This window comes from Paenibacillus sp. D51F, from assembly GCF_053345695.1.
Genome location: NZ_JBKFAO010000004.1, coordinates 272,285 through 284,095, shown reverse-complemented (window position 1 = coordinate 284,095; position 11,811 = coordinate 272,285). Strand labels below are relative to the sequence as shown.

Sequence of the window (11,811 nt, the reverse complement as noted above, 5' to 3'; positions counted from 1 at the left end):
TGGAGGTTATCGTATGAGCACCTTACTGCTTGAAATCGTTACGCCGGAGCGTACCGTATATTCCAAAGATGTGAACATGGTCATCATCCGCGGAGTAGAGGGCGAGATGGGCATCCTGCCTAATCACGTTCCTACGGTTACGCCTCTGAAGATATCCGCCGTTACGGCGAAAATCGGCAGCAATTATGAAAACATCGCGGTGAGCGGAGGCTTTGCCGAAGTTCGTCACGAGAAAGTCGTCATTCTGGCCGAAAGCGCCGAGCTTCCGGGCGAAATCGATGTGGACCGTGCAGAGCTGGCCAAGAAGCGCGCTGAAGAGCGCATTCGCAACCGCAACAAGGAAACCATCGATCATCATCGTGCGGAGCTTGCGCTTCAACGTGCGCTCAACCGTCTGAACACCAGAGGTTGATCCCGTCATCAGAAGCCCCTCCCCGTTATCTAGCGATAACGGGGAGGGGCTTTTTTGCTTGGCTGAAATGGAGTATAGCGGGACTTAAATGGAATCCGACTCCGTTCATGGCTAGATTGTTCATCCTGACCGGTATGTGGACCGGTATGTGGACCGGGATATTCAGCCTTCTTAAGAATGATGCCAATTGAGATAACAAGAGAATTGAGGATTGCCGCAAGTGATGTATGACCGAAAGTCGGATGACAATGAAGCCCAGGGTGGATGACGATCGTCTCTGTAATCAAGTATGATAATGACATAAGCAGCAGCTTTATTCCATGCACCGAGCACCAATTGCCTATATCACGAACAGCTTACATTCTTTACATCATGACAGCGGGGAGAGTGCTCAAGGAATGATTGATATCCATACCCACATCCTTCCCGGCATCGACGATGGGGCCAGGAACGAGGAGCAAGTGCTCGCCTTGGCGAGAGCTGCGCAGCTTGAAGGCATCACCGATATCGTCGCTACCCCTCATCACGCCAACGGAGCTTATTGGAATACGGCAGCCGACGTGCGAGAGCTGACGCGGCGGACCGGAGAGCTGCTGCAGCAGCATGGCATTCCGATTGCTTTGCATCCGGGCCAAGAGATCCGTGTCCATGCGGAGCTGCTCGACAATTGGGAGAAGCGGGAGCTGCTGACGCTTGCGGATACCCCCTATATGCTGCTTGAAATGCCGACCGCGGAAATTCCTTCCGGAATGGCCGAATTGGTCTATGAGCTGACGCTTCAAGGGGTGCGGCCTGTCATTGCCCATCCCGAACGCAATGAGCAGGCCATGCGCGAGCCTGCTCTTCTGGAAGAGCTCATCTCGCTGGGGGCTTGGGGACAAGTGACGACGCATTCGCTGCTGGGACTGTACGGAAGATCGATCGAGAAAGCTTCCTGGTCAATGATGCGTTCCGGTCTCATCCACCTCGTCTCCTCGGATGCGCATCATGCGGAGCGCCGCGGATTTCGCTTGGCGGCGGCCTATGCCGCCATCGCCGAACGGCTCGGGGAAGACTGGAAAGCTTATTTCATGCAAAATGCTGCCTGCCTGCTCGCAGGAGACGACCTGCTTGGGGCGGAGCAGCTGCAGGCGGCGGAGGCTTCGGGCGGAAGGCCCCGAGGATTGCTGCGAAGCTTGTTCAGCCGGCGGGGCCGCTGAATGGAAAGTTCGATTTTGCATGAAACGAACCTTAGATTCGAATAGCAGCCTGCTGGCCAAGCTGGTCGGCGTAGACGGGGTGCTTGTCGCTGCGGGCTCACTCGCCGTGTCTGTCGATCTCTCAATATGCCGTGCCTGAGAAGACAAGCCGGGCGGGCAGCGGGAATGGAAGGCAAAGCGGGCACAGCCCTTTGAATAGGCAAAAAGCTTTGGGCCGCCAGCAGCCCAAAGCTTTTTGTGGTTCAGTCGGCCGAAACGGACGGCTGGATGGAATAGGTAGCCCGCTTCGTCTGCACCCGGATTTCTCCGTCCTGTTCAATGAGGGAATCATCCGCTTGGAGTGGAATTTCATAGGAGTCGCCCGGCACGGGCTCGCGGCCCTTGTCGGTGACGATGCTGGCGGAACCGTGCAGCAGCAGGATGGTTCCCGACACATAATCATCCGGAGAAGGATTATGCAGCAGCTCCGCTCCGCTGAACGTCATGCGGACCTTATCCCAATCTCCGTCTTCCTGCTTGACGATATCGACATCCTCGCCCTTGCGGGCTTCCAGCAGCTCCAGCAGCCGGCTGACATTCATGGCATCCGACATGGACCATCTCCACCTTTCTGGTGAAATGTACGGCTGGGACATCCTGCGATCGGCTGCATGACGCGCCGCAGATCGCCGAGTCTGACAACAAGCCGCCTGATTGCGGTTTATTCGTAGAGGCTCTTCTGTTCTTTATTTACAGCAAATGCCTTGAAATGAAGCAGCCGAACGACCGTCAGGGCAGGCGCGGGCACGCGGATAGCGGACTGGCGCACTCAGTCGTCCTTGCGTCCATAGCTGCGGGCGAAGCTTTTCATCCGGTTGTAGACGGCTCGGTCGATCTTTTTGAAAGCCCCGTACTGGGGATGGTTCGTATTGACCTCCAGCACCCACAGCCTTTTGCGCCGATCGATCGCGAAATCGATTCCCATCTCGCGCATGCCGCCGTAACGGCGGGACAGCGACTTGGATATCGTCAGTGCCGACTCCTCGATGAACTCGTTTTTGGCGCGGGCACGGGCGGCTCCCATTCCTTGCATTTCCCAGAGTCTGGACAGCGAGTGAAGCTTGGCACCCTGATGGGCGTTGGTCACGATGCGATGGGGCAAGGCCACTTTGGCTATCAGAGCCGTGCAGGTCCAGGGTCCTTTGGGCTTGCGCTGCACCATGGCGCGGATATCGTAGGGCTTACCGCCGACTTGATCGAGCTGAATGCCGCGCTGGATGATCAGCTTTCCGGATTTTCGGGTTTTCCGGATATGTTCGTACACTTGGTCGAGATTCCTGAACAAGCGGGAAATCTGCTTGCGGGAAATCACCGAGGTGAGCTTATACCCTCCCCGTTTGCGGCGGAGCTTATGGATTCCGATGCCCAGAGAGCCTATATTCGGCTTGATATACAGAATTTCATAGCGCGAAGCCATTTTTTTCAGCTGCTTGCGGGAAAAGGCGGCCGTCCGGGGAACAAAGTGCGCCGTAGCCGGATCTTTGCGCAGCATCCGGCACACTCGAAGTTTTCCCCAAAGGGTACGGGAATTATAGGTTTTGACGTACTTTTTTATTGTTGGCATACTGCTTGATCACCTCTCCCCCTACCTTATGCCTGCAGGCTTGGACGGACGTGTGCGGATGACATGCTCCTGGCTCAAAAGGCGGATAAGGAACAGGCATGCTGCGCAAGCTGATTTCAGGCGGGCCTGTTTGTCCCGGCCCGGATCGGGTAATGAGAAGACATGAAGCCTGATTTTAAGGAAATGAAATTTGGAAGGGGAATGTAAAAATGGCAACTCAAACCGCCAGCCGCGGCAAAGCGGCAAAGAATACGAAGACGCAGGATGCGCTGAACCGTCAAGTAGCTTCGATGGGCGTGCTGTACATGAAGCTCCATTCCTTCCACTGGAATGTGGCCGGCCCTAATTTCTATACTCTCCACGTCAAGTTCGAGGAGTTCTATAATGCGGTCACGCTCATGTTCGACGAAGCGGCGGAGCGCCTGATCGGAATCGGCGGCAAGCCGGTATCCACAATGAAGGGCATGCTGGATTTGTCTTCGATTAAGGAGGCGACGGAAAAAGAAGATGCCGAAACGATGGTGCGGAATCTGATCGACGACTTCAATACCCTTGCCGAGGACATGAAGGTAGCTGCCGAAACGGCCGAAGAAGAAGACGATGCGGCGACGGGCGATATTCTGACCGGCATGGTGGAGCAGCTGGACCAGCACCGCTGGATGCTGGAGAAGTTTTTGGCGTAGCCGCCGCGCCGTACGGAATGCGAGCATGTGCAAGTAGGCCCTTCGGATTTCCGGAGGGCCTGTTGTTGTATCCATTTTGTGAACGATACAGGAATAACGCCTTCCGGCCCGAATTGTTGATAGAATGGATAAGCGAGTTAATTCCTTCTGCACATCATGCGCTTCGCGCTGCCCCCTCAATCAACTGCAGAAAAGCAGGGATAGATGCGCGCGGGCGTCATAGGATAGATACGAGCAAAGGATTTGAGACTTATGAAAGCAAGGATTCAAGCTCACGCCGCCCATAGCCGCGCGCTCAGATGCGGCCATGCCGCGGCTCTTCTTGCGGCCGTCACCCTGGCAGCAGCCCCGTCCCTTCCGCCCGGCAGTGCGAGCGGCATGGCGGCGAAGCTGGACGGCGAGGCCCGGATCCAGCAAGAAGGGCCGGGAGCTCCCAAGGCGAACGATCCTGGCTTGGCGAAGCAAGCTTTCCTCAATCAGATCGGAGCCAACAAGGCCTGGAAGCTGGTTACGGAGCAGACATCCATTACGATCGCGGTCGTAGACACAGGCGTTGATCTGGATCATCCCGATCTTCAGCCCAATCTGCTTCCGGGCATCAATCTGCTGAGGCCGGATGAGCCTCCGCGGGACGACAACGGCCACGGCACGAGCGTCGCGGGCGTCGTTGCGGCAGCGGGCAACAACGGCAAGGGAGTGGCGGGAGTCATCTGGAAAGCCCGCATTCTTCCGATCAAGGCTCTCGACCATAACGGCTATGGCGACGAACGCCAGCTTGGCGAAGGCATCCGCAAGGCGATCTCGGAAGGAGCCCGCATCGTCGTATTGTCCGTAGGTCTATACCATTCATCGCCATACATGAGGGATATCGCCGCCCTGGCCGAACAGAAGGGCGTGCTTCTTGTTGCAGCCGCAGGCAATGACGGCCGCCGCTTCGGCAGCCGCGCCGCCGTGAAGTATCCGGCTGCCTACCCGACTGTGCTGGCCGTAGGAGGAGTCGGTCCCGACGGGCTTCCGGACCCGCGCTCCAACCAGGGGCCGGAGCTGGACATCGCTGCTCCGTGGAAGGTGTATACGACGGCTGCGGGCGGCGGATACCATTACGTGGAGGGCACCTCCATGGCTGCTCCCCAGGCGGCCGCAGCAGCAGCGCTGCTATGGGCGAAATATCCGTCGCTCAAGCCTTATCAGATTCGTTCCATGCTGCGGCAGACGGCCAAAGACGAGGGAGGAAAGGGATTCGACTATGGAGCCGGTTACGGCCTTCTGAGAATCGATTCCGCTCTTGCTGGGCGCTATAAGGATGATCCCCATGAGCCGGACGACTCGGCCAAGGCAGCCGCGGTGCTTCCTCTGGGCAAGCAGCTGTCGGGACAGCTTTCTGGATCCGGGGATCAGGATTGGTACCGTCTGGAATGCCCGTACGACGGCATCGTCAGCCTGGACTATACCCAGCTCACATCTCCCGGCGCCAGTGCGGCCGCCGTCCGGATCGAGCTGGAGGAAGCGGGGAGCGTCAAGAAAATGCCGCTGAAGCTCCGCAACCATAGGCTTGAATGGCACGTCAGAAAAGGAACGAACCGGCTGATGCTGCGACTCAAGCCAGGAAGCGGTGCGAAGCAGGTGCCCTATTTGCTCTCGACGCGACTGCGCATGCTGCCCGACAAGGGAGAGAGCAATGATGCGGCAAGCAAAGCCTATCCTTTGGCAGACCGTTCCCTCGAGTTTCAAGGAACCTTCCATCAAGCGGCGGATGTGGACTGGTATTCAATCCGGGTAGCCAAGAAAGGCACGATGAGGCTGCAGGTGGAAGCAGGCACGATGCGGATGGATCCGGCCTTCGCCTACCGCAGGGCCGGAGGAGAAGCTCTGGCTGTGGACAGCAACGGGGAAGGCGTAGCGGAAACAAGTCCGCTCATTCCAGTCATCCCGGGCACCTACGAAATCAAGGTTTGGGATGCGGGGGAAGACGCGGCAGCGCCGGCAACGGGCTACTATACGCTCAAGGTGACGCGCGGCGGCTGAACATGCCGCTTACGGCGGCAAAAGAGGAAAGCCGCGAATACATAGACGGAAGAGCAAGGGACTTTTAATGGAGCGCTCCGTTTCCGATGGATAAAGGAGATGCATTTCCACCGAATTCCTTTCCCGAACGATCGATTAGGTCCGCTTCCGTCGCATGAAGGCGAAAAATGGCGAAAGATACATTGCAATGCCGATAGAATCGCGCCGAAGAATTTATTGTCGTTTACGGGCAAAGAAAGGGGGTTATTAATGAACAGTAATCAAGTATGGTCATCGCTTGGATGGAACGGGCTGTTCTCCATTGTCGTGACGATCGGGAGCATCTTGCTTGCATGGTACCTGCTGCAGGAGCTCAAGCTTGATACTTGGTTCAAGCAGCCGAGAAGCCCGAGAGCGCGCGTTCTTATTGCGGTTCTCGCCGTTGTGGTCGGGCACTCGTTCGCCCGCTTCATCCTGGATTACTGGTCCTGGACATCCATGCTGAAGCTGCTCTAAGCCATCCAGTCGAATAACGAATCGGACATTTGCAGACAATAACGCATAAGACGGAACCAATCCGGAGACATGCTGCGAATGATATCCTATGAGCGATCATGCACGAGGGAAGAGACCCGGGCTAAAGTCCCTTTATTTTGACGAATAATCGGGATAAAAATAACGCTTGTCGATTTCTGTAGACGAGTGTTAATATGGTCTGTGGTAATCTGGCTTATTCCTGCCTTATTCACCTTTTTTGACCTTTCACACTTTTCAAGCCATCCATGCCAGACACTCGTTGCCGTCAGATATGATCCTTACCAAATACATGATATGCGCAAATGAAATTGCAGCGTCCGGAGGGAACGGAATTATGAGTAAAATTGTCGTTCGCGGAGGCCGCAGACTGGAAGGAACCGTGCGTGTGCACGGGGCGAAAAACGCCGTTCTTCCCATTCTGGCCGCTTCGCTACTCGCAACGGAAGGAGAAAGCGTCATTAACGACGTTCCCCTCCTAGATGACGTCCTTATCATTCGCCAACTGCTGGAGACGCTCGGAGCCAAGCTGGACCTCTCCGGCGAAACCATGACGATCTCGGCGGAGAACCTGACATCCTACGAAGCTCCTTACGAATGGGTCAGCAAGATGCGGGCATCGATCCAAGTCATGGGTCCGCTGCTTGCCCGACTGGGCCGTGTACGCATTTCCCTTCCAGGAGGCTGCGCCATCGGCACCCGCCCGATCGAGCAGCATCTCAAGGGATTCGAGGCGATGGGCGCCGAGATCACGATGGGCCAAGGCTTCATCGAAGCCGTTGCCCCAGGCCGGCTCAAAGGCGCGAAGATCTATCTGGACGTCGCCAGCGTAGGCGCGACGGAGAACATCATCGCGGCCGCGGCGCTCGCCGAAGGAACGACTACCCTTGAGAACGCGGCCAAAGAGCCCGAGATCGTCGATCTCGCGAATTATCTCAACGCCATGGGCGCCCGCATCCGCGGAGCCGGTACGGGAGTCATCCGGATCGAAGGCGTCGAGAAGCTGACCGGCGCCCAGCATACGGTCATTCCCGATCGCATCGAAGCTGGCACGTTCCTGATCGCCGGCGCGATTACCGGAGGCAATGTATTCGTGGAAGGCGCCATCGGCGACCACCTCGGACCCGTAATAGCCAAGCTGCAGGAGATGGGCGTCCAAATCATCGAAGAGGACAACGGCATCCGCGTCCGTGCGGATCGTCCGCTGAAGGGCGCCGACATCAAGACGCTGCCTCACCCGGGCTTCCCGACCGACGTGCAGTCCCAGATGATGGCTCTGCTGCTTGTCACGGAAGGAACTTCTGTCGTGACCGAGACGGTGTTCGAGAACCGCTTCATGCATGTGGAGGAATTCCGCAAGATGAACGCCAGCATCAAAGTGGATGGCCGTACGGCCATCATCACTGGCGGAGTGCCGCTGTCGGGCGCCAAAGTGACGGCGACGGACCTTCGTGCCGGAGCTGCGCTGATCTGTGCCGGCCTCGTAGCCGACGGAGAGACCGAGGTCGGCGGATTGCATCATGTCGACCGCGGCTATGTGGACATCGCGGGCAAGCTCGCCGCCTTGGGCGCCGACATCTACCGGACGTCTGAGGAAGAAGCCGCCGAGGAAGTGCTGGAGCCGGTCGTGCTCGCTTCCATCCGCAAGACCGCGGAGCGCGAAGTCGAAGAGGTCCAGGTGGCAGCTGCCGCCGCATCCGAGGACGAGGACAGCTACAGCAGCAAGCGGCAGGTTCAGGTCGAGGACGTCGAGGCGACCATGGCCTGAGATTTAATCGGCAACATCGGGAGGGCTTGCCTCAGCAGCCGTCCCGAATAGAGACAGGGAGTGGAGCGCCGGCTATCGGGGCTCTTTTTTTATTTTGCCGGTCCTTGGCGGATCAGCAGCTCGGCCTTCTCCGAGAAGACGTTCATTCTGGGTTCATTCTGGAATGCTAAGATTCGGATGGAAAATGATCCGGAGGAGAGGCGAGGGGAACAATGAGGAAGTGGCTGCTCATATTGGGATTCATGGTCATTGCCGGCGGCGGAGCGGTATATTATTTCCTGCAGTCGAAGGGAGCCGTAAGCACGGCATCCGCTGCGGAAGCCCGCAGCGTGCAAGCTTCGCAGGGGAATCTGGAAGTGAAGGTGTCGGGGACGGGAACGGTAGCCGCAGCCGATACGGCGACCGTGAAAGCCGGCTATCAGGGAACGGTAAGCAAAGTGCTGGTCTCGGTCGGCGACGTCGTGAAGAAAGGACAAGTGCTGGCTCAGTTCGAGACGATCGATAATTCGTTGGAGATCCGGCAAAAGCAGCTGGACAAGCAGAAGCAGGAGCTGCAGATCCAGAACCTGAAGGAGCAGTATTGGAGCGAAAGCGACGAATCGAAGCAGGCGCAGACGAAGCTTGATCTCGACTCGGCCAGGCTGAGCCTGCAGCAGACGGAGAACGAGATCGCCGATCTCCAGAAAGCGGATGCCGAGAACCATGATATCCAGGCGCCGATCGGCGGAACCGTCACCACCGTATCGCTGACGGCAGGGGACAACACGAATGCCGGCGCAGATGCGGCTGTCATTACGGATTACTCGCAGCTGACTTTCGCGGTGAACGCCGACGAGCTGGACGTTCCGAAGCTGAAGGTCGGGCAAACCGCCGAAATTACGCTCAATGCCCTGACCGATAAAACCTTCACGGGGGAAATTACTTCCATTGCCAAAGAAGGCGTGAGCAGCAACGGAGTCGCTGCGTACCCGGTCACGCTGTCCATGACGGAGGCGGCTGGCGTGCTGGCCGGAATGTCCGGCTCGGCCGAGATCGTGACGGAATCCGCTGACAATGCCGTCTTGGTCCCGGTGGATGCGGTCGTCACCTTCGGAGGGAAATCCTATGTGCGTGTGCCTCAAGGAACGGAAGGGGCATTGGCGACAGGAGCCGGAACCGAAGGCGGCCAAGGCGCCGGGAGCGTTCCGGGCGGCCAGTCCGGGACAGGCGGAAGGAACGGCTCCGGCGGCCAATGGACGGCGGAAGGCGCCGGGCAGGGAGGCTGGTCGGGAACGGGCGCCGGAGCCCGTGCGGGAGCTGCTGCAGGAGTTGGCGTCGGAGCCGGCGCGGGTGCTGGAGCCGGTTCCGAATCCCGGATGAGCCGGATGACGCTGGGCGGCCAGCTGAAGGAAGTGGCGACCGGGCTTGCCAATGACACTTACGTGCAGATCAAGTCGGGACTGTCCGCAGGCGATACGGTGCTGATAGCGTTGCCGACCGGCACCGTCGGAGGATCCACCGGCCAGAGCAGCACGACCCGAGCCCGCGAGTTCAGCGGAATGGGAGCGGGCGGCTTCGGCGGCAATATGGGCGGAGCCGGAGCGACCCGTACCGGAGGAGGGGGAACCCGATGAAGCGGGACAAACGGAAGGCCGGAGACAGAGCCTTGGAGGAGCGGATAGGCGACGGCATCAGGGCCGAGGCCGCTTCGTCTGAACGGCATGAAGAGGCGCTCCTGTCCATCCGCGACGTCCGGAAATCCTACCGGATGGCCGGAGAGGAAGTGCAGATCTTGAATGGAGTGGATCTGCACATTCCCCGCGGAGACTTCGTCGCCATCATCGGCCCGTCCGGCTCCGGCAAGTCCACGCTCATGAACATGATCGGATGCCTCGATACGCCGACCTCCGGCAGCTACAGGCTGGACGGCATCGAGGTGAAGGGCTTGTCGGACAACCGGCTGGCGGAGGTGCGCAACCGCAAGATCGGCTTCATTTTCCAAAGCTTTCATCTCCTCCCGCGCCTCAGCGCGTTCGAGAACGTCGAGCTGCCGCTCGTATATCGCGGGCTCGCCGCGAAGGAGAGGAAGGCGGCGGCGGAGACGGCGCTGGCCAAGGTCGGCCTGCAGGACCGGATGCATCACCGGCCGAATCAGCTGTCCGGGGGCCAGATGCAGCGGGTGGCGATCGCCCGCGCGCTGGCGGGAGAGCCGCCGATCCTGCTTGCCGACGAGCCTACGGGAGCGCTGGATACGAAGACGGGCGCGGATGTGCTCGGCCTCATGGAGCAGCTCAACTCCCAGGGCCATACGATCGTCCTCATCACGCATGATCTCAATGTGGCTGCCAGGGCGAAGCGGACCGTGTTCATGAAGGACGGACTGCTGAGCGAGGAAAGGGGGGACGGACGTGAAGCTTTCGCAAGGAGTTCGCATGGCCTGGAAGAGCATACTGGCTAACAAGCTGCGCACCGTGCTGTCCATGCTCGGCATCCTGATCGGGGTCGCGACGGTCATCGCGCTCGTGGCGATGGGCCAGGGCTCGGCGAACGAGGTTAGCAGCCAGCTCAAGGGGCTCGGCACCAACATGCTGTCGGTCAACATTACCGGAAGGGGAAGCGACACGACCCTTTCCTTGCCGCAAGCCGAGACGCTCGGCGACGGCGTCAGCGGCATCGAAGGCTTGTCTCCGACCGTCAGCGGCAGCGTAACGGCCCGCTACGGCAGCAAGCAGACCGAGTCTGCGGTGACGGTCGAGGGCGTCACTCCCGATTATGAGGATGTGCAGAGCTTCCATCCCCAGAGCGGGCGCTTCATTGCCCCTATCGATCTGACGGCGTACAACAAGGTCGCCCTGCTCGGGGTCGATACCTCGGAAGAGCTGTTCGGAGCGGGAGTCAGCCCGGTCGGCGAGACGATCCTGCTGAATGGCGTGAAGTACAAGGTCGTGGGCTTGCTGGAGCCGAAGGGCACTTCCCTGACGGGCTCCAACGACGAGAAGATCATCATTCCGATTACGACGGCGCAGCGCATGTTCCAGTCTGCCGGTGTCCGCAACGTCTCCCTCAAGGTCGCCACGGTGGACCAGATGAGCGCCGTGACCGCGCAGCTGGAAACGAAGCTGACCGAGATCTTCCGCGGCAATACGAACGCCTACCGCGTGACGAATCAGGAGGATCTGAAGGAGACGGTCACCTCCGTGTCGAAGACGATGTCCACGATGATGGCGGGAGTCGCCTGCATATCACTCGTCGTCGGAGGCATCGGCATCATGAATATCATGCTCGTATCCGTCACCGAGCGGACGAGGGAGATCGGCATCCGCAAGTCCCTCGGCGCCAAGCGGCGCGACGTGCTGTTCCAGTTCCTCGTCGAAGCGGTGACCATCAGCAGCCTCGGAGGGCTGCTCGGCATCGCCTGCGCCTACGGAGCCTGCCTGATCATGACGGCCTATTTCGCTACCGCGACGCAGATCGAGCTTCAGGTCGTCCTCTACGCGTTTTTGTTCTCGGCGGCGGTCGGGGTGCTGTTCGGGCTGTTCCCGGCCAACAAAGCCGCGTCGCTGCGGCCGGTGGACGCGCTCCGGCATGATTGATTCATATTTCAACAGATAGACAGTCAGATTCCGCTC

11 protein-coding genes are annotated in these 11,811 nt (G+C 59.0%); 9 read left to right on the top strand and 2 right to left on the bottom strand.

Annotated features, from left to right (window positions below; genetic code table 11):
• The first annotated feature begins 13 nt into the window (after positions 1-13).
• Together ACLBWT_RS10280 and ACLBWT_RS10275 are read left to right on the top strand one after the other, a co-directional pair.
• On the top strand, positions 14-412 hold the full coding sequence (locus ACLBWT_RS10280) for a F0F1 ATP synthase subunit epsilon (RefSeq protein WP_447662969.1): 399 nt from the start codon (positions 14-16) through the stop codon (positions 410-412).
• A gap of 398 nt (positions 413-810) precedes the next feature.
• Positions 811-1,611 (top strand): tyrosine-protein phosphatase, encoded by an 801-nt coding sequence (locus tag ACLBWT_RS10275; RefSeq protein ID WP_447662968.1) that lies wholly within the window; start codon positions 811-813, stop codon positions 1,609-1,611.
• 242 nt (positions 1,612-1,853) lie between these two features.
• Here the strand turns inward: ACLBWT_RS10275 and ACLBWT_RS10270 are convergent, their stop codons facing one another.
• A complete protein-coding gene (locus ACLBWT_RS10270) occupies positions 1,854-2,204 on the bottom strand; it encodes a hypothetical protein (RefSeq protein WP_447662966.1) in 351 nt (116 codons plus the stop codon).
• Between the two features lie 215 nt (positions 2,205-2,419).
• Entirely contained in the window at positions 2,420-3,214 is a 795-nt protein-coding gene (locus ACLBWT_RS10265; RefSeq protein WP_447662965.1) for a YheC/YheD family protein, read from the bottom strand.
• 209 nt (positions 3,215-3,423) lie between these two features.
• Between ACLBWT_RS10265 and ACLBWT_RS10260 the strand changes: the two genes are divergently transcribed.
• From ACLBWT_RS10260 to ACLBWT_RS10230, 7 genes are all read left to right on the top strand, one after another.
• Positions 3,424-3,897 (top strand): Dps family protein, encoded by a 474-nt coding sequence (locus ACLBWT_RS10260; protein WP_447662964.1) that lies wholly within the window; start codon positions 3,424-3,426, stop codon positions 3,895-3,897.
• Positions 3,898-4,149: 252 nt separating this feature from the next.
• Positions 4,150-5,922 (top strand): S8 family serine peptidase, encoded by a 1,773-nt coding sequence (locus tag ACLBWT_RS10255; protein ID WP_447662963.1) that lies wholly within the window; start codon positions 4,150-4,152, stop codon positions 5,920-5,922.
• 249 nt (positions 5,923-6,171) lie between these two features.
• The gene (locus ACLBWT_RS10250) at positions 6,172-6,417 is read left to right on the top strand and encodes a DUF1146 family protein (RefSeq protein WP_447662962.1); all 246 of its coding nucleotides are present in this window, start codon (positions 6,172-6,174) and stop codon (positions 6,415-6,417) included.
• A gap of 355 nt (positions 6,418-6,772) precedes the next feature.
• Positions 6,773-8,203, top strand: a complete 1,431-nt coding sequence (murA, locus tag ACLBWT_RS10245; protein WP_447662961.1) for a UDP-N-acetylglucosamine 1-carboxyvinyltransferase — start codon at positions 6,773-6,775, stop codon at positions 8,201-8,203.
• Positions 8,204-8,415: 212 nt separating this feature from the next.
• Positions 8,416-9,816 (top strand): efflux RND transporter periplasmic adaptor subunit, encoded by a 1,401-nt coding sequence (locus ACLBWT_RS10240; protein WP_447662960.1) that lies wholly within the window; start codon positions 8,416-8,418, stop codon positions 9,814-9,816.
• Positions 9,813-10,640 (top strand): ABC transporter ATP-binding protein, encoded by an 828-nt coding sequence (locus ACLBWT_RS10235; protein ID WP_447662959.1) that lies wholly within the window; start codon positions 9,813-9,815, stop codon positions 10,638-10,640. The genes ACLBWT_RS10240 and ACLBWT_RS10235 overlap by 4 nt, the downstream gene beginning before the upstream one ends.
• A complete protein-coding gene (locus ACLBWT_RS10230; protein ID WP_447662958.1) occupies positions 10,591-11,775 on the top strand; it encodes an ABC transporter permease in 1,185 nt (394 codons plus the stop codon). Before ACLBWT_RS10235 ends, ACLBWT_RS10230 begins: the two co-directional genes overlap by 50 nt.
• Positions 11,776-11,811 lie beyond the last annotated feature (36 nt).